Raw genomic sequence first — 18479 nt, 5'->3', positions numbered from 1 at the left:
GAAATGCCTCGCCCGCAATCACCAAGCAGTGAGTACGGACGAGGCATATATTCGTTGTTAGTCAGCAGATCTCGCCGGCAAGGTTTGCGGTTTAAAGGCAGGACGAGTCGCTTCAAAGGATGTGACGTCTTCCTCATGCTGCAAGGTCAGCCCGATATCATCCAGGCCCTCCATTAGACGCCAACGCGTGTAGTCATCAATCTGGAATGGCGCCAGGATGGAACCGCATTGCACAGTTCGTTCATCCAAATTCACGGTGATTTCCGTACCTGGATTGTTTTCCAGTTCCTTCCAGATCAGTTCAATATCGCTCTGGGCAACTTCGGCGGCAACTAGACCCTGCTTGCCGGAGTTACCCCGAAAGATATCGGCAAAACGTGAAGAGATGACAGCTCTGAAGCCGTAGTCTTTTAAAGCCCAGACTGCGTGTTCCCGGGATGAACCGGTGCCGAAGTCCGGCCCAGCCACCAGTACCGAACCATTTGTGTACGGCTCGGTGTTCAGAATGAAATTCTCATCCCGTCGCCAGCCTGCGAACAGTGCGTCTTCAAATCCTGTGCGTGTGATTCGTTTAAGGTAAACGGCAGGGATGATCTGGTCGGTGTCTATGTTGCTCTGACGCAGCGGTACACCAATCCCGGTGTGGGTGACAACTTTTTCCATGGTGGTGTTCCTTCCTAGACCGATTCCGGAGCAGTGATGAGATCCGAAGGCGAAGCCAGCGTGCCACGGATGGCAGTGGCCGCGGCGACCAGCGGGGACACCAGGTGCGTGCGTCCGCCCTTGCCTTGGCGTCCCTCGAAGTTTCGGTTTGATGTGGAAGCACAGCGCTCCCCTACGGCCAACTGATCCGGATTCATGCCCAAGCACATTGAGCAGCCCGCGAATCGCCATTCTGCGCCGAAGTCTTTAAAGACTTTGTCAAGACCTTCGGCTTCGGCTTCGAGGCGAACACGTGCAGAACCGGGAACCACGATCATGCGGACCTGCGGGTCTTTTTCGCGGCCCTTGATGATCTCAGCCGCGGCACGCAGGTCCTCCATGCGCGAGTTGGTGCAGGAACCCAAAAATACGGTGTCGACTCGGATGTCCTTCATCGGCGTTCCGCCGGTGAGTCCCATGTATTCGAGCGCACGCTCACAGGCCTTGCGGTCGTTTTCGTCTTCAAAATCTTCAGGCACCGGAACCGTGGACGATAGTGAAACGCCTTGACCCGGGTTGGTACCCCAGGTCACGAATGGCTCCAAATCATCTGCATTCAGGAACACTTCGTTGTCGAAGTGTGCGCCTTCGTCACTTTGCAGCGTCTGCCAATATTCAACGGCAGCGACCCAGTCGGCACCCTGCGGTGCATGTGGGCGCCCCTTGACATATTCAAAGGTAGTTTCATCCGGCGCAATCATTCCTGCGCGAGCGCCGGCTTCAATGGACATGTTGCAGATGGTCATGCGTGCGTCCATAGACAAGGCACGGATAGCGGAACCACGGTATTCCAACACGTAGCCCTGCCCACCGCCGGTGCCGATCTTGGCGATTACGGCCAAGATGATGTCCTTCGCGGTCACGCCGGACTTCAGCGTACCTTCAACATTAATGGACATGGTCTTGAATGGCTTCAGGCTCAACGACTGGGTTGCCATTACGTGTTCAACCTCGGAGGTACCGATGCCAAAGGCCAAAGCGCCAAAGGCACCGTGGGTCGAGGTATGCGAGTCGCCGCACACGACGGTCATACCTGGCTGGGTCAGGCCCAATTGCGGGCCGACCACGTGCACGATTCCCTGTTCCTTGTCACCCAATGAGTGCAGGCGAACACCAAATTCCTTGCAGTTATCTCGCAAGGTGAAGATCTGCGTGCGGCTGGTCAAATCTGCAATGGGCTTGTCAATGTCGAGGGTCGGGGTGTTGTGATCCTCGGTGGCGATAGTGAGATCCGGGCGGCGCAGTTTGCGCCCAGCCAACCGCAAGCCTTCAAAGGCCTGCGGTGAAGTGACCTCATGTAGCAAGTGAAGATCAATGTAGATTAAATCGGGCTGACGGGATTCGCCCTGCCCCTCTCCCTGGCGCACTACGTGCGCATTCCAGACCTTTTCTGCCAAAGTCTGGGGCGACTGCATGGTGGACATGCGACACACTCCTCAAGCTACGAACTATCAACACCTTTACTTTGACACTTCACAGAACCTCATTTCCAGTATTTGGACTTGAATCTCAAATAATGAGACGTGATAATGGTTTCATGACTACAGGTAGCGGTGTTGGTGTTCTTGATAAGGCAGCAGCCATTCTCAATGCATTAGAAAATGGGCCCACGTCCCTCTCACAGCTGGTAGAAATTACGAAGATTTCCCGGCCAACGGTGCACCGCATCGCCCAATCGCTAGTCCACCATGGTCTGGTAGGCCGAGATTTGCACGGCCGATTTGAACTCGGCGGACGACTCGTTGAGCTCGCCAGCGCTGCAGGCGAAGACCGTTTGGTCAGCACGGCAGGGCCGGTATTAACGAAGCTGCGCGACCTGACCGGCGAAAGCACACAGGTATTCCGCAAACAGGGCGAGTACCGAGTCTGCATCGCCAGTGCGGAACGCCCTGTTGGATTGCGCGACACCATTCCTGTGGGCACTCAACTGTCCATGAAGGCAGGTTCCGCTGCCCAAGTACTTTTAGCTTGGGAAGACAATGAACGAATGATCGGCGGCTTGCAACATGCTCGCTTCACCCCGACCATTTTGGCCGGAGTACGTCGCCGCGGATGGGCCCAGTCACTAGGCGAACGTGAACCAGGCGTCGCCTCGGTATCGGCTCCAATACGCGGTCAATCGGGACGTGTCATTGCAGCACTATCGATGTCTGGCCCTATTGAACGGCTGACCCGTCAGCCGGGAAAAATTCATCACGATTCAATAGTCAATGCTGCGCGCGAGCTTTCGGACCTGCTGCGGATCCAATCCGAGGGATAAACCAGAGGAAATCGGCCTACTATCCGAAGTGGTCGAAACCCGTTCGGTAATCTAGGTGCTTCCCATCCAGGGAAACGTTCGAACGCCGGCCGGTCAAACGAACCACTTCGCCCACCACAGAGAATTCCTCTGGAATCTCAGCATCTGCCGGGAAACAGGCGAGCAGCCCAAAGTCCTCGCCGCCGTGCAGCACCCATTGCATAGGATCAATGTCCAAAAGTTTTGCCGCTGGTTCCAGCCGATGAGCGAATATTTCAAGAGCTGACTTATTCAATTCAATACTGACACGGCTCGCCTTAGCCAGCCGTCCTGCATCGCGTACGAGTCCATCTGAAATGTCCATCATGGCATGAGCACCGGCTTGAGCAGCCCTGGGTCCGGACTCTAAGGGTGGAGTTGGCTTGCACTGGGCATCTGCGAGACGAAGCACCGAACGGCTCCAGGTCGTCGCATCGTGTTGTCCATCCAACAATGCTAGTCCGGCTCCCGCTGCACCAATTCGGCCTGCTACGGCGAGCCGATCGTCGGGCTTGGCACCGGTGCGGAGGATCTTGCCATGTTCGCATTCGCCCAACACGGTAGTGGTCACCGATATTTCTGATGACCGGCTCAAGTCACCTCCCAAGACTGCCAAACGCTCTGCCCCGAGTGAAGAAATCGCGGCAGCAATTCCTCGAGCGAAATCCTTTGCCCAAGAAAGCGGAACATCTGCTGGCATGGAAAGTGAAATGACGGCCCCCGTGGGGACGCCACCCATAGCGTTTATGTCAGAGACGTTCTGCGCGATCGACTTCCATCCGATGTCATACGCCTTGTGTTCGTGTCCGCTGGGCCAGACCAAACGAAAATCTTGGTCTTGGACAATCGTGTCCACTGAGACAACTACTTCTCCCCCGGCAACGCGCAGCGCTCCGGCATCATCTCCTGGACCGAGTCCCGCGTCCTTGGCATCCAAGAGCGGCAGGATCTCGTTCAAGATCCCTTGTTCACCAATGTCGCCCACGGTCAGGTTTTTGTCGGTCTGTTGATTAGTCACAGGTTACTATTCGGCTTTCTTCGCCGCGCTGGAAATCAACGCTGCATAACTGTTGTATTGCTCTAAATGGTGTGCTGTTGGGTCCACGATATATCGACGGACAACCCCAGACACTGAATTTTGGAGATTTTTGAGTGCTTTCCTACGCTTCAGTCTAGCGACCACCCTATTTACAAATGAACCGAGAATCCCGAGGACTATCCCGAGGAGAATCCCGGTGAAAACCAATAGCGTGGGAATCGCAATCCCTTCTACACGTGGCGTCTGCGGCAAATCGAATTGGAAGTATGCGGCCAACGCTATCCCGCCCAGCCACAACGCACCAACCAGAGCCACGATGACACCAAGCCACTGGACGAACTTAGTGACCGGCCACCACCAAGACTTCTTTTCAACGCCCAGAGTGGTGCTTGCAATGGCTACATCAATATCGTTAGTTAGCCGTTCCTTTTGCTCATGAATGCCATCCTTCAAAGATTGCGACCAACGTGGAGACAGATCATCAGTGGCGTCGTGGAGATAACGCCCTACTGATTGGTCAACTGCCGCATTCTCGGCGGCCGAAAGATCCGGGCGGGACGTCAGAGAAATTTCTGGCTTTTCAATTCCACGCCCAAGATTCATGCGTTTGAGCGGATCATTGCGCAGTCGGGTGAGCCAGCTGGTGATTGGCCAGCCCGTATTGGTCGAGGCGCGTAACTTATAAGAAGTCTGCACTGCGTCGGCAATACGGTGTGTTCCATGCGCTTTTGCGATATTCCGCTCTAGCTCGGATTGCTCCATCAGCCCAGGCATTCGAGCCTTGGGCACCGCAAGTCCGCCTTCCAGCGTGCGTAGTAATTCGTCAACATCAGCTCGTAGTCGCCGAGTAGCCTGCATTTTGCTAGTCAGAGCTGCAGAGAATTTTCCACGAATTGCATCAAGCCCTTCGCCAGTGCGCGCGGATGCCAAAATAATAGGAACTTGGCCAATTCTTTCACTCTCAAGAAGAGCAACCAAAGAGGCGTTAACGGGTGCCCGGTCGTGGTCCGCAATAGTGTCAATCTGATTGAGCACGACCAAGAGATTCCCGCGTTGTCCGGTAAGTTCACTGAGGTAACCATGATGAATCGAAGCATCGGCATATTTCTGCGGATCTAAAACCCAGACAAGATAATCAACTTGCCCCGCCAAACGAGATGCAATTTGATGGTGCTCGGTGGAGGTCGAATCCATATCCGGGAGGTCGAGTAAGATCAGTCCCCCACTCTGTCCCTGTGATTTTCTTGATTCCGAACCAAGCACCTTCGAATCGAGCACATGGCGTTCGCTCACTTCCAACCAATCGAGCAGCTCGCCGGCACCTTCGGGCTGCCAGATCGCGGCCACGGTTTTGGTGGTGGTGGGCCGAATGACGCCAGTCTGTGCGATATCGGATTCGACAAGGGAATTAAATAGCGATGACTTACCGCTCCCTGTCGCGCCGAACAATCCCACGACCACGTGATCCCCGGAGAGCTGGCGGCGAGCTTCTGCTCGCTCGATGACCACGGCGGCGTGATCAACGATTTCAGGTTCAAGGTATGGTTCGGCAATTTGCATTGCTGAAACTACCGCATTGATTTGCTCGGCAAGCCCAGAATGAGCACGATTCACCTTGCGCTCGCTCATGCCTTGAATCCTTTCCTGCTCAGTCCGTTGACTTGTTCGCGTAGTTCTCTCACGATTTCCGGCTGAAGATTAGCCTCGATTTGTCCCTTATAGACAGCCAGATTTTCGTCCATTAATTCACGCGTTCTGGCTTCCAGCATGGTTCGTGCGCGCGAGGCCATACGCCTAACGGCGTCTTCACCAAATATTGCTTCCAACAGTTTCTGCCCTACTACGGCAGAGCCTCCGGCTATGCCTAGTTCCAGCCCGGTTACACCGGCGGTGGAAGCGAAGACGACAACCATGAGTGCTACCGCAACCCCGTTGACGCCGAAAGCCGCGATCCTTGCCGTCTTTCGCTTGCCAGCGCCCTCGTTCCGGATCATTTCTAAGACATCTTTCTGCCACGCCCGGATGGTATCCGCGGCCCTGGTTTCAAGGTCTTTGCCAGGGCGCTCTGCCGGGAGCAACGTAAGCAGGCGCTCCCCGATTGGTGTGTTGCGCCAGTTCCGATCGATGTCTTGGTAAGCATTGGTTATTTCGCTGACTAAAACGGTGTGAAGGCCCGATTCTATGGCTTCTTCCACCCGGTGGGTCGCGACCGGCCGCCCACTGAAGAAGGAACCGACTCGGTCACGAATTCGACCTATGACACCTTCAATGCCTCGTAGCAGTTCGCCTGCTCCCACAAAGTCTTGCCATCGGGCGAGGATCTCACCGCGTAAGAGTGAACCGTCGTTTAAAGCCTCCGTAGTTTTTCCCAGCGCAAACTCGAAACGTTCGGTCGCGGCCTTCCCCAGACCCTGAAGCTGAGAGTCTTGATCATTGGCTTCGTCACTGAGCGCACGCAAATCTTCGTGCAACCGCCTGATAGCACCCTCGAGCGTTTGTTCAGCTATGCGTTGGCGTTCGGAGGAATCAGCAGCCAATGAATTCAGCCATGCCGAAATTGGCTCGATTCGCTCCCCGGGAATCATTGTCCGCTCATCGAGCTGAACCTCATTGATCACGTGGAGCAGTTTAGGATCCAGATTTTTTGCGACAAGCAACCGTTCCAGGTCTGGCACGATATCCGTTTCGGCGCCTGCAGGGACACGGTTGAGAATCACGCACACAGTGATTTCGCGGACGCCTGCTTCGGTAAGGACTTCCCAAGGAATAGCGTCGGCGTAACGATTTGCAGTGGTGACGAAGATCCAAAGATCTGCGGCGTTCAGGAGCTGTCCGGCAAGCGCGCGATTATCATCTGAAACCGAGTCGATATCCGGTGCGTCGAGGATTGCCAGTCCGCGCGGGACGTTCGGATGCGGCACAACCAGTAGCGCGTCGTGACGGTCCATCCCATGACCTTCGCTGAATCCTGCCCCGCTTAGCCGGGTCAGTTCAGGAAGTATTCGTTCATTTGCGAACCAAGGTTCATCTGCGGGGTTCACTGCGAGCACTGGTGTTCGCGTGGTCGGACGCACTGCACCAGATCGGCTGATCTGGTCACCGAGCAATGAATTCACCAGGGTGGATTTTCCGGCGCCGGTAGATCCGCCAACCACTGCCAACAGCGGGGCGTTCAGATTCTTGAGACGGGGCTCCAAATAGTCATTGATCTGGTGCAAGGCCTTCACTCTTAGCTGTTCTCCAGCTAAGGAGGAATGCGAGGAGGAGAGGATGAAGTTCAGATTACTCAACGATGATTCGAGATTGGCGAACCGATCCAACAGCTGAACGGCACCTGCGTCGGGCAGCGGGCTCGCCGGCCCGGTAGGCTCCTGCGGCAATGATGTGGACTCCATAAGCTCCATCATGCCTTATGGAAAGCGCTCTGCCATCAGCAAACGAATGCTTTGGCCAGTTAAAGGAAAAAACCACGACTGAGTCGTGGTTTTCGTGACCCCAACGGGATTCGAACCCGTGTTGCCGCCGTGAGAGGGCGGAGTACTAGGCCGCTATACGATGGGGCCGTACGCTGAAGATTTCTCTTCAACTCACCAGATTGCTCTGGTGAAGCGCTGGGATACCAGGACTCGAACCTAGAATGACGGAACCAGAAACCGTTGTGTTGCCAATTACACCATATCCCAATGTGACTTGGGCCTTTGGTCTAAATCCCTCCGAGAGATTCAGATCGCACGCCACAGCACGAGAATTAACTATACCCACGTACCTAAGCCATGACAAATTGATGCTGGAACCTTAGATGCTGTCACTGGCCATGAGTATTCTCTGCATCAGGTTGGTGAGCTCAGCAAGGCCGCCCACCGTGATTTCAGGGCGCGGATCCGGCTTCAGGTCACGGTCGACTAGAACGGCGACTAGTCCCGCGTTTTTCGCTCCGAGAACGTCATTGACTGGATTATCCCCTACGTACCAAGTCTTCGCCGGCTGGGTTGCCAATCCAGAGCATCCTGCCAAAAATGGTGCCGGATCTGGTTTCGGAGCACCCGCGGTATCCGATCCGATCACCACAGAAAATCCTGACAGGCCAGCCTTGTCCAACTTCATTCTTTGGTAAGACTCAATATTGTTGCTTACCGCCCCGAACGGTATCCCCCACGCAGTGAGGGCATCGAGGTGTGCCTGTACGTCGTCGAACGGTTTCCAAGATTCTTTGACCAAAGATTCATACTCCTCGGCCCAGATGAGGTACTCCTCATCGCGAAGTACCTCGTGCCCTACGAGTTCGAAAGAACGGTTCAAGCGTTGCTGGCGCTGCCCTAGGAATGTGAGTTCTCCGGACATATACCGCTCGTAAGCGCACGCTTTGTCATCGGCAAAATCCTCGGCGATAAACCGGAGCTGGGCGGGCGTGACTTCATGGAGCTTGCCAGCGACCATCGAGATGAACGCCTCGATGGCGGCTGTACGCAAATCCACCAAGGTGTCGTCAATATCGAAGAGAACGCCTTCGATGCTCAAACCAATTAGGTCAGAAGCATCGAAGGCGTTCTTCATTTCACTCAATTCAGGTTCTACCCTACTAGCGGGATTCGCCGAATGCGCGAAGACGGCTGAGGCTGGATTCGCGTCCCAGAATTTCCATCGATTCAAAGAGAGGTGGCGAGACGCGCTTTCCAGAGACAGCGACACGTGCCGGGCCGAAGGCCTGGCGTGGCTTCAATCCGAGCTCGTCAATCAGCTTCGCACGCAGCGCTTCCTGAATGGCTTCAGCGTTCCAGTCCTGGACGCCTTCCAATGCATGGATGCTTGCTTCCACGACCTCAACAAGGTTCGCTGGCATCCCCTTGAGTGCGCTGTCTTCAATGACGATCTGGTCATCGGTTTTGAAGAGGAATTCCATCATTTCGGCGGCTTCGCCCAATAGCCCAATACGCTCTTGAACTAGTGGTGAGGCGGCGTCAAGAATCTCGTTCTCACGCGCGGTAAGTTCGGATCCAACTAGCTCGGCAGCCTGAAGGTACGGGACGAGCCGGTCGCGGAAGTCCTGCGGCTGGAGCATGCGCACGTGGGTTCCGTTGATAGCTTCCGCTTTTTTCAGGTCGAAACGTGCAGGGTTCGAGAGCACGTCTTTGACATCAAAAGCTTCGATTAGTTGCTCACGGGTGAAAATGTCTTCATCTGCGCTCAGCGACCATCCCAATAGCGACAGGTAGTTCAGCAACCCTTCGGGGATGAAGCCACGGTCGCGGTGCAAGAACAGGCTCGACTCCGGGTCCCGCTTGGAGAGCTTCTTATTTCCTTGACCCATCACGTATGGAAGGTGACCGAACAGAGGCATGTACTGAGCAACCTTGATGTCAATCAAGGCGCGGTACAGCACGATTTGGCGCGGGGTGGAAGAGAGCAGATCTTCACCACGTAGCACGTGGGTAATGCCCATCAGTGCATCATCTACGGGGTTCACCAGGGTGTAAAGAGGCTGGCCGTTTGCACGAACCACCACGAAGTCTGGGATGGTACCGGGCTTGAACGTGATTTCGCCACGAACCAAGTCGGTGAAGGTGAGGTCTTCTTCTGGCATGCGAATACGCAATACCGGTTCGCGCCCCTCGGCCTTGAATGCGGCAATTTGCTCGTCACTCAAGTCGCGGTCAAAGTTGTCGTAGCCCAGCTTGGGGTCTCGGTCCGCCGCCTTGTGGCGTGCCTCAACCTCTTCCGGGGTGGAGTAGGACTCATAGACGTGTCCTGCAGCGCGAAGCTTTGCAATGACGTCCTGGTAAATGTCACCACGTTGGGACTGGCGGTATGGCTCGTGTGGGCCACCGACGTTTACGCCTTCATCCCAATCGATGCCCAGCCACGCCAAGGCGTCCAACAGCTGGTTGTAGCTTTCTTCGGAGTCGCGCTTCGCATCCGTATCTTCAATACGGAAAATCATCTTGCCCCCAGTGTGGCGCGCGTAAGCCCAGTTGAACAAGGCAGTACGGATCAGGCCAACATGTGGGGTGCCCGTAGGCGATGGGCAGAAACGAACGCGAACCGGGGTTTCTTCGGTCACGGTAGGAATCAGCGATAGATCAGTCATGGTGTTTTCATTCTAGTCCCGATGCAAGGCAAGAAGCACAATAGCGCGCTGGTCTTCGCATCACAAAAGGATGCGAAGACCAGCGCGCTATTGGTGAATCGACTACCGCCGGCCCACTTTGGCTAGCGGCGGAAGACGCTGCGTAGCGTTCCGATACCTTCAACTTCAATCTCGACGTTGTCGCCTTCACTGACCAGGCCAACACCTGCTGGCGTTCCCGTGAGGATTACGTCTCCGGGCAGCAACGTGAAGGCTTCAGATGCACGAGCCACCAGATCATTCACCGACCAGATCATCTCGCTGGTTGACCCATCTTGGCGGACTTCACCATTAACTCGGCTGACGATTCCAACATCATCCGGGTTCTCCAGCTGCGTTTCGATCCACGGCCCCAATGGGCATGCGCCGTCAAAACCTTTTGCACGTGCCCACTGTGGATCGGTGCGCTGAGCATCTCGAGCGGTCAAGTCATTGGCTACGGTGTATCCGAAGATCACATCAGATGCCTTCTCGGCGGGGACATCCTTGCAGATACGTCCAATGACCACGGCCAGCTCGCCTTCGAAAGAGACTTCTTCCGAAAACGATGGAAGTGTCACTGGATCTCCGTGTCCAACCACCGAAGTATTGGGCTTCAAGAACATCAGCGGTTCGCTAGGTACCTCGTTGCCAAGTTCTTTGGCATGGTCGCGGTAAGTCCGGCCGAATCCGATGACCTTTGACCGTGGAATGATTGGGGCAACGAGTCGTACATCGTCTAGTTGGTGCGTGGCACCTGTGGTCTTAATGCCCTGGAAAAAAGGGTCACCCGCCAATACATGGATGTCGTCTCCGTCAACGACTCCGTACATAGGGTCGCTATCAACTACAAATCTGGCAATGCGCATACTAATAAGCCTAGGGCATGCGAGGAAAAATCCTCGATAACATATACCCACGTCCAAAAGGATTTTCGATTCGCCATTGAAACTTTACTTTGATCCCCACCTTGCCATTCCGGCGAACACCACGATTACTTCATCAGCTAGATTCTCGGAAGCGACTTATCCTGGTCTTCAATAACTCGGTGCGATTGACCTGAAACGACAATACAATTCGGATGCGTTTGTTAGCCAGCTGGTTGCCTTGGCTCCAAGTCAAGTTCAACCAATGTCGTTCGCTTAAACGTGCTGTAAACCCTGCCATCTGGGGTGACAGCTAGCCTTGTGCCGAATTTTTCCTTGGCTTTAGGACTACCGATAAGTGCAAACGTTCCTTTTCTAAAATCGATAACGCTGGTTGTGTTCGCAGCACTATGCACTAGCCGCGATCCACCTTCGACCAGCGCGATGTTGGCACTAGTCCAACCTGCTCGAACTTCTGAATTAAATGCATCGGTAAGTCGGTGACGTTTCGCCAGCTTCCCGGTGATCGTGTCAATTATATTGACGCCTTCAACATCGGCGCATATTAGCCAACCGGCCACGATTTTTGGTGAATAAAGTGCACCAGCGTCAATTATTGGCGAACTGATCCAGACCATCTTCTTGGTAGCGATCTCCATCTTGAAGACTTTTGAGGGCCCCTCTGTGTCTGGAATTCCGTACCCATTACGGACCGTAGTCGTTCCGTATAGATACTGTTCGTCAGCATCTAACCCTATAATTGAATGCGCTCTAACGAAACCGTCACCGTCGCCGTCCAATATCCAATCGATTTCGTTGGCAACAGGATCGATCATTCCAACTACACCACCGGCTAATCCATAGTCAGGTACGGTGCCAAAAAATACGTTGTGAGAATTTCTGGCCCAAGCGAATGGTCGTGATTGTCCAAATTCTCTTCCTAACCGGTCAAGCAGAAGGTAACTATCTGCCTTTTCTTTATGGCGTGAATCAATACTAATAACATCTCCGCCGCCATAAGAACCTACATAGGTTAGAGAGGAATCGAATTCGATCATTCCTTCGACCTGGTTAATCACATCTTCGGAATCTGGGGAATGCCACCGTTCACCCGTCGTTGGGTGAATCGACGCCAGTCCGGACCCCATGTAGCCACCAATGAGTATCTGTCCGTTGTCGAGTCCCAAGAGGGATTGAATTGTATAGGCCCCACCGATTAGTTTATTCCTCCGAATACTCTGAACTTTGTTGGTGGCAAGGTCAAAAAATTCTGTTTTGAGCCCGTCAGCATCCCTACTGAGAATGAGTACCTGGCGACTTGTGGCAAAGAGGCCAATCGGCGAGGCAGCCTCCACTTGGCCGAGCTTCGAGTCTTTCCACGTTGAGGTGTCAGTGGAGTACAAGTATCCGGCCGAAATGCTAAAGTACCGGTTCGCAGTCGCCGTCTCGTAGCTCGATGACACGCGACGTTCCGACCACATGCGCTCGAGACGACCCGCCCATTTCATCTTCGTTCGGTCTAGAAGAAGCTGTTCTGGAACATTACTTGCCGAAACTACCAACTTATTCCCAAGCAATGAAAGTGAGGAAATGAAACCATTTGCCATTGGCTGCGGCAATTGTATTTCTGTTCTATTCATCGGTTCCGAACCAGGATGTGTGAAAATTCTTGGGTTTCGAGAGCCGGTTCCAAGCCAAACTTGATCGTTTTCATCAATAATTAATCGGCGCACATAATCCGTATCAGCTGCCAACCGCTGATAAACCCGAATTTCACCAGACTTCTTTATATAGGTAAATGGGGCACCATTCGGGTATGCTCCTCCCCAAACGTTTCCTACTGAATCTAAATCCAATTCATAAAGCGTCGTTGCTTGAGGTACTGTTCCAATCTCGCGTACCTTCTTTGGCGATCGTGGGTCCCAGACGAGGAGCTTCCCCTTGGTCGACAAGTAAAGCAGTTTGCCTCGCTCATCCCAAAGCATCGATTCAAGTCCGCCATTGTGAGTTTCAGGAATCGAAATTACGTGAAGAGGTGATGGCGAATTCGGACTAATGATTTGAAGCTGATTTGATGGACCCACTATAGTCACAGCGAACCATGGAATTACCGTTTCCCTCAGACCATGCAGCGGAATAGCGGACTTAACTTTAGAAGCAGAGAACGCATTCTCGAATTTTTTGAGGGACCCACTTGTGTTTCGTTCCGCACTCAAAGAGTTTGTGAAAATTGGATCATGGTGCGTTAGGGAGGGAGATGAATCAATTCCGGGCAGTTCATCTGGACTATCTGAGGAAGGAACGGATTCGTGCTCTTGGTCCGAAACAGTCGTATCCCTCGAGAGGAGCAGTCCACCCGTCGCTACCGCCGCGAGGCCTAATACGCCTCGACGCGAAATTCTCTTAACGTAGGCATCAGTTTCCGAGGGCACTAATCACCTTCCGCTGTAGTTGAGTAGGTTGAACTTCTCGACGATAGCAAAGTTATGTGAACAATTCCTGAGTGCGCAAATCAGCATTTGCTAACAGTGCATCATACTGGAAAACGCCTTTGCGATTCGCTGCTATCTGGGCATTTACTCTGACAGCAATCAGCAGTCGCAACTTAGTCTCACTGAACTTGACTAGGTAAAATATTCCGTGTAGTGGCAATCAGCCGCGCAGCTACCGCTAGTCTGTCGAGGGCAGTTTCTGATTTCCCGAAATGAACAGTGCCAATTCGTCTTGATGCAGAAATTCCATAGCTACTTCTGGAAAACCATCGGGATTTTTTGACTGCCATCGCCACATGTCTTCCACCATCTGTTCCAAGCCTCTTTCGGCCTTCCACCCTAGATCTAGTCGAGCCTTTTCTGGGTGTGCGTAACTTTCCGCGACATCGCCGGGACGGCGATCGGTGATTTGATAGGGAACCGATCGCCCGGAGATTCGAGCGAAAGCGTCAATGACTTCCAACACACTAGATCCGGCGCCTGATCCTAAATTCCACACATGCACACCTTGAGCATTCGACAAATAATCAAGTGCAGCTAAATGCCCCGCAGCAAGATCCAAGACATGAATATAATCTCGCACTCCGGTACCGTCAGCAGTTGAATAATCTCCGCCAAATACTTGTACTTCGGTGCGTTTTCCAATGGCTACCTGAGCCACAAAAGGCATCAAATTATTAGGGATTCCTTGGGGGTCTTCCCCAATCAGACCTGATTCATGTGCACCAACGGGATTGAAATAACGAAGATTCGCTATACGCCAGCGCGAATCTGACGCTGCCAGCTCTTCAAGCATCTCTTCGATATGCAGCTTCGTGCGACCATATGGATTTGTAGCGTTTCGTGGAGTATTTTCACGTAGTGGCAAGTCAGTCGAATCACCATAGACTGTGGCAGAAGAACTAAAAACTATGGTTCGGCATTCAGCTTCATCCATAGCTTCAAGCAGGTTCAGAGTGCCAACGACGTTGTTCTTGTAGTACTTCAGTGGTTGCGAGACCGACTCGCCAACAGCTTTAAGTCCGGCAAAATGTATGACTGCATCCGGCTTAATCTCACAGACAGCTTGAGTCAGACGGCTCGTGTCCAATAGATCGATCTGATATGCGTCCAGGTTCTGTCCAGCAATTCCCACCACTCTGCGAAGAGACTCTGGAGATGAATTACTAAAATTATCAATGACCGATACCTGGAGTCCCTCCTGCAACAGCTGGAGTACCGTGTGGGAGCCAATGTAACCAGCACCGCCGGTGACAAGTACGCGCATCTACAATTTCCTCAACGTCAAATTCGAATAGCCCATGTAAAGGTAATTACATGGGCTATTCTATCGACTTTTACTGCTCTTCTAGGCCAAGCGCTCCAGCCAGCCGTGGCGGTCTTCTACAGTTCCACGCTGGATACCAAGAAGTTCTTCACGGATAGACATGGTAACTTCACCTGCCGGCGCATTTTCATCACCGATCAGTTCTTCACCATTTTTTAGCACGCCAATTGGAGTGATGACTGCAGCAGTTCCGCACGCGAAGACTTCTGAAATCTCGCCACTTGTGATTCCTGCACGCCACTCATCGAGGGTGATCTTTCGTTCCTCAACCTCCATGCCTCGATCCTCGGCAAGCTGGATGATGGAGGATCGAGTGATGCCTTCGAGGATTGTGCCGGTCAAGGCCGGGGTGACGAGCTTATTGTCCTTGGTCACGAAGAACACGTTCATTCCACCGAGCTCTTCCACAGCATTGTCATTGAAAGAATCAAGGAAGAGTACTTGCTTGCATCCGTTTTCTTCTGCCTCAAGCTGAGCCACCAAGGACGCAGCGTAGTTGCCGCCGCACTTAGCGGATCCAGTTCCACCTCGGCCGGCGCGCGCGTAGTTCTTAGACACCCAAATGCCTACCGGCTTTAATTCCCCGCCGAAGTAGTTTCCGGCTGGTGATGCGATGACACGGTAGGAAACTTCACGTGCTGCACGAACGCCTAGAAAGGCCTCGGTAGCGATCATGAATGGGCGCAGGTACAGAGCTTCTCCGTCACCAGTTGGAACCCACTCAATATCGGTGGAAACGATTTTGCGCAGCGACTCAACAAAGACTTCTTCATCAAGCTGCGGCAGCGCCAGTCGAGTCGCCGACTTATTCAGGCGAGCAGCGTTTGCATGCGGACGGAAAGTCCACACCGAACCATCTTCGTGACGGTAGGCTTTGAGGCCTTCAAAGATCTCCTGGCCATAGTGCAATACCGAAGCTGCGGGATCCATGGCGATCGGCCCGTATGGCTCAACTCGCGCATCGTGCCACTGGCCCGAGCCAGGTTCGGAACCAGCAGTCCAGTCAACGACCACGGTGTGGTCGGTGAAGAAGTCGCCGAACCCCGGATTGGCTAGAACAGCGGCGCGCTCTTCTGCACTCTTGCGATTCGATGAAAGATTTTCGTTGAATTCCATCTAACTCAGGACTTCCTTGCTCAATTAACGAAAAACGGGTGCTCCACGCCATTGGCGGAACACCCGTCCGTGGATTTGTTCCCCGATTAGTTACTAATCGAGATACATCACTTTTAGCTTATGCCAGTAGCGACACGATTGCATCGCCAATTTCGCTTGTGGTGCGGCGATCGGTCAATTCTTGGCGTGAAGTGATCTCTTTTTCGACAGCCTGCTCAACCATAGCTGCTTCCGCAGACATGCCAAGGTGCTCCAGCATCAGCGCTACCGACAGGATTGCGGCTGTCGGATCAGCCTTTTGCTGGCCCGCAATATCGGGAGCAGAGCCGTGGACCGGTTCGAACATGGAGGGATATGTACGATCCATGTTGATGTTGCCGCTGGCAGCCAGTCCAATGCCGCCGGTGATTGCGCCAGCTTGGTCGGTAAGGATGTCACCAAACAGGTTATCTGTCACAATGACATCGAACCGCGAAGGGTCGGTAGTCAAGAAGATGGTCGCCGCATCAACGTGGAGGTAGTCGTGGGTCACCTCAGGGAATTCCGGGGCAATCATTTCTACTGTGCGCCGCCATAGGTGTCCGGCGTAAACCAACACGTTGTGCTTGTGGACCAAGGTCACGTGCTTGCGTTCTCGGGCAGCTGCACGGGTAAAGGCATCCCGTACGACGCGCTCAACACCGTAGGCCGTATTCACCGAGACTTCGGTCGCAATTTCATGTGGAGTGCCGGTGCGCACCGAACCGCCATTTCCGACATACGGCCCTTCCGTTCCTTCACGGACTACAACGAAGTCGATTTCTCCAGGGTTGGAAAGCGGGCTTTCGATTCCAGCGTAAAGCTTGGCCGGACGCAAGTTCACAAAATGATCCAACGAGAAGCGCAGCTTCAACAGCAGTTCACGCTCAATGATTCCCGAAGGGATTCGCATGTCACCAGGAGCCGCGCCGACGGCGCCGAACAGGATGGCATCATGCTGCTTGATAGCTTCAAGAGTTTCATCTGTCAGAGTCTCCCCCGTCCTGAGCCAGTGCTCCGCACCCAACGTGTATTCGGTGAGATCAACCTGTTGATCTCCACCGTTGGTCACGAACTTCAGGACCTTGACAGCTTCGGCAACCACTTCTGGGCCGATGCCGTCGCCTGGAATGACAGCAATATTAATGACGTTTCCCATGTTTTCATCATAACGAAGCAAATCCACCATATGAGAACTCATCTCAAATAATGAGAATCATTTCGGTGTAAGTCACGAGAACATCAAACCGTGGCATGAGGACATGACCACTGAACGCTGATTAGACTCGAACTGTACGAGTCTTCAGGCATGAGGGAACAGTTGATCTTTAATAATCCACACCGGCGCATCGACCGGTGGATTCGTTCGAATCCTGGCCGTATCGATTTATTCACTGGCGCTTTCTACACGTTAATGTGCACCGGATTCGGGCTTGTCATGGGTACCGGGGGCGGTGTGGGTTTTGCCCTCAGTTTGTTCGCTATCACCATCTTGCAGTCCGCCCCGTTAATGGTTCGCCGCCGCTATCCTTGGGGCGCAACGCTTGTCGTAGCCTTCGCTCACCTCATGCAGCTCTTCTTCCAGGGAATCTTTCTCCCCTCGCAACTGTCGGTGCCCTTGCTGATTTACACCATGGCCGTCTACGGGAAACGCTGGCAATCCTTCGCGACACTGGGCGTGGGATTGCTCGGCGCCATTCTTGCAACCTTTAATATCTTCGGCCCAGGCGCCTACGAACATGCCACCTTGTCCATTGACATGATTATCTCTTTCGTGGGCTTGTCGCTGGTTGTAATGCTGGCATGGACCTTTGGTGATCTGGCCCGCAGTCGGCGGCAAACTCTCAATGCACTGCGCGCCCATGCGCAGCGTTTGGAAAATGAACGACTGATTGAGCGTGAACTCGCCGCTTCGGATGAACGCAACCATATTGCCCGAGAAATGCATGACATTGTCGCGCACTCACTATCAGTGATTATTACTCAGGCAGACGGAGCCCGCTACGCGGCCGCCAAGGACCCGAACATTGCAGTTGAAACCTTGAAGACAGTCTCTGACGCTGGCCGCTCTTCACTGCGTGAAATGCGGCGCCTTTTGGGCGTTCTGCGCACAGATGAAGAAGTCGATCACCGCCCCTTGCCCACATTGGAAAACATTCCAGAGCTCGTTGAAACTGCCGTGAAGTCTGGACTGGAAGTATATTTCCAGGTCCAAGGGTCTCCCCGTCGCCAGCTACCTACCGGAGCAGAACTTACCGCGTACAGGTGTGTTCAGGAAGCGCTAACCAATGTCTTGAAGCACGCTGGCCCAAAGTCAACCACAAACGTGACTCTGAGCTGGACCAACAGAGGCGTTGAAATTAAAGTCATTGATGACGGCCGCGGCGTGGGCGATATGGGGATCGGCGGTACCGGTCAAGGTCTGCGCGGATTGCACGAACGAGTCGCCCTATACGATGGAACCAGTACCGCTGCCCCGCAATCAGGCGGAGGATTTGCCGTCTCTGTGTTCATCCCCTACTCCGAGGACTAAACCGA

General features: G+C 53.6%; 14 protein-coding genes and 2 tRNA genes. 2 read left to right on the top strand and 14 right to left on the bottom strand.

Features of this window, described 5'->3' with window-relative positions; all coding sequences use genetic code 11:
- Positions 1 to 57: 57 nt before the first annotated feature.
- On the bottom strand, positions 58 to 663 hold the full coding sequence (gene leuD / locus LG294_RS07130; protein ID WP_404290870.1) for a 3-isopropylmalate dehydratase small subunit: 606 nt from the start codon (positions 661 to 663) through the stop codon (positions 58 to 60).
- Between the two features lie 14 nt (positions 664 to 677).
- On the bottom strand, positions 678 to 2117 hold the full coding sequence (gene leuC / locus LG294_RS07125; RefSeq protein ID WP_404291677.1) for a 3-isopropylmalate dehydratase large subunit: 1440 nt from the start codon (positions 2115 to 2117) through the stop codon (positions 678 to 680).
- 122 nt (positions 2118 to 2239) lie between these two features.
- Between leuC and LG294_RS07120 the strand changes: the two genes are divergently transcribed.
- Entirely contained in the window at positions 2240 to 2962 is a 723-nt protein-coding gene (locus LG294_RS07120; RefSeq protein WP_404290868.1) for an IclR family transcriptional regulator, read from the top strand.
- 19 nt (positions 2963 to 2981) lie between these two features.
- Here the strand turns inward: LG294_RS07120 and thiL are convergent, their stop codons facing one another.
- From thiL to LG294_RS07060, 12 genes are all read right to left on the bottom strand, one after another.
- Positions 2982 to 3998 carry a thiamine-phosphate kinase gene (thiL, locus tag LG294_RS07115; protein ID WP_404290866.1) on the bottom strand — a complete coding sequence of 339 codons (1017 nt, stop codon included), beginning with the start codon at positions 3996 to 3998 and terminating at the stop codon, positions 2982 to 2984.
- Positions 3999 to 4004: 6 nt separating this feature from the next.
- Positions 4005 to 5648, bottom strand: a complete 1644-nt coding sequence (locus tag LG294_RS07110; protein ID WP_404290864.1) for a GTPase — start codon at positions 5646 to 5648, stop codon at positions 4005 to 4007.
- Complete coding sequence (locus LG294_RS07105) at positions 5645 to 7414, bottom strand: dynamin family protein (protein WP_404290863.1); 1770 nt, start codon at positions 7412 to 7414, stop codon at positions 5645 to 5647. The genes LG294_RS07110 and LG294_RS07105 overlap by 4 nt, the downstream gene beginning before the upstream one ends.
- Positions 7415 to 7509: 95 nt before the next feature.
- Positions 7510 to 7582, bottom strand: a tRNA-Glu gene (locus tag LG294_RS07100).
- Between the two features lie 48 nt (positions 7583 to 7630).
- Positions 7631 to 7702: transfer RNA gene (locus tag LG294_RS07095), tRNA-Gln, on the bottom strand.
- 112 nt (positions 7703 to 7814) lie between these two features.
- Positions 7815 to 8573, bottom strand: a complete 759-nt coding sequence (locus LG294_RS07090) for an HAD family hydrolase (RefSeq protein ID WP_404291674.1) — start codon at positions 8571 to 8573, stop codon at positions 7815 to 7817.
- A gap of 25 nt (positions 8574 to 8598) precedes the next feature.
- Positions 8599 to 10104, bottom strand: a complete 1506-nt coding sequence (gltX, locus tag LG294_RS07085) for a glutamate--tRNA ligase (protein WP_404290861.1) — start codon at positions 10102 to 10104, stop codon at positions 8599 to 8601.
- Between the two features lie 122 nt (positions 10105 to 10226).
- The gene (locus tag LG294_RS07080; protein WP_404290859.1) at positions 10227 to 10991 is read right to left on the bottom strand and encodes a fumarylacetoacetate hydrolase family protein; all 765 of its coding nucleotides are present in this window, start codon (positions 10989 to 10991) and stop codon (positions 10227 to 10229) included.
- A gap of 221 nt (positions 10992 to 11212) precedes the next feature.
- Positions 11213 to 13204, bottom strand: a complete 1992-nt coding sequence (locus LG294_RS07075; RefSeq protein WP_404290857.1) for a hypothetical protein — start codon at positions 13202 to 13204, stop codon at positions 11213 to 11215.
- Positions 13205 to 13658: 454 nt separating this feature from the next.
- The gene (gene galE / locus LG294_RS07070; protein WP_404290855.1) at positions 13659 to 14747 is read right to left on the bottom strand and encodes a UDP-glucose 4-epimerase GalE; all 1089 of its coding nucleotides are present in this window, start codon (positions 14745 to 14747) and stop codon (positions 13659 to 13661) included.
- 81 nt (positions 14748 to 14828) lie between these two features.
- On the bottom strand, positions 14829 to 15923 hold the full coding sequence (locus tag LG294_RS07065) for a branched-chain amino acid aminotransferase (RefSeq protein WP_404290853.1): 1095 nt from the start codon (positions 15921 to 15923) through the stop codon (positions 14829 to 14831).
- 118 nt (positions 15924 to 16041) lie between these two features.
- Complete coding sequence (locus tag LG294_RS07060) at positions 16042 to 17100, bottom strand: 3-isopropylmalate dehydrogenase (RefSeq protein WP_404290851.1); 1059 nt, start codon at positions 17098 to 17100, stop codon at positions 16042 to 16044.
- A 150-nt stretch (positions 17101 to 17250) separates the two neighbouring features.
- Between LG294_RS07060 and LG294_RS07055 the strand changes: the two genes are divergently transcribed.
- On the top strand, positions 17251 to 18474 hold the full coding sequence (locus tag LG294_RS07055; protein WP_404290849.1) for a sensor histidine kinase: 1224 nt from the start codon (positions 17251 to 17253) through the stop codon (positions 18472 to 18474).
- Positions 18475 to 18479 lie beyond the last annotated feature (5 nt).

Source organism: Glutamicibacter arilaitensis (genome assembly GCF_044793945.1).
GTDB lineage: Bacteria > Actinomycetota > Actinomycetes > Actinomycetales > Micrococcaceae > Glutamicibacter > Glutamicibacter arilaitensis_B.
Note: the sequence above shows the minus strand (reverse complement) of the source record. Positions and strands in the feature narration are given on the sequence as shown.

Excerpts from the sequence above, each read along its gene's own strand:
- leuD (WP_404290870.1), bottom strand. The coding sequence starts at position 663 with ATGGAAAAAGTTGTCACCCACACCGGGATTGGTGTACCGCTGCGTCAG.
- LG294_RS07060 (WP_404290851.1), bottom strand. The coding sequence starts at position 17,100 with ATGGGAAACGTCATTAATATTGCTGTCATTCCAGGCGACGGCATCGGC.
- gltX (WP_404290861.1), bottom strand. The coding sequence starts at position 10,104 with ATGACTGATCTATCGCTGATTCCTACCGTGACCGAAGAAACCCCGGTT.
- LG294_RS07055 (WP_404290849.1), top strand. The coding sequence starts at position 17,251 with ATGAGGGAACAGTTGATCTTTAATAATCCACACCGGCGCATCGACCGG.
- LG294_RS07080 (WP_404290859.1), bottom strand. The coding sequence starts at position 10,991 with ATGCGCATTGCCAGATTTGTAGTTGATAGCGACCCTATGTACGGAGTC.
- LG294_RS07065 (WP_404290853.1), bottom strand. The coding sequence starts at position 15,923 with ATGGAATTCAACGAAAATCTTTCATCGAATCGCAAGAGTGCAGAAGAG.
- LG294_RS07110 (WP_404290864.1), bottom strand. The coding sequence starts at position 5,648 with ATGAGCGAGCGCAAGGTGAATCGTGCTCATTCTGGGCTTGCCGAGCAA.
- LG294_RS07090 (WP_404291674.1), bottom strand. The coding sequence starts at position 8,573 with ATGAAGAACGCCTTCGATGCTTCTGACCTAATTGGTTTGAGCATCGAA.
- LG294_RS07120 (WP_404290868.1), top strand. The coding sequence starts at position 2,240 with ATGACTACAGGTAGCGGTGTTGGTGTTCTTGATAAGGCAGCAGCCATT.
- LG294_RS07105 (WP_404290863.1), bottom strand. The coding sequence starts at position 7,414 with ATGGAGTCCACATCATTGCCGCAGGAGCCTACCGGGCCGGCGAGCCCG.
- leuC (WP_404291677.1), bottom strand. The coding sequence starts at position 2,117 with ATGCAGTCGCCCCAGACTTTGGCAGAAAAGGTCTGGAATGCGCACGTA.
- galE (WP_404290855.1), bottom strand. The coding sequence starts at position 14,747 with ATGCGCGTACTTGTCACCGGCGGTGCTGGTTACATTGGCTCCCACACG.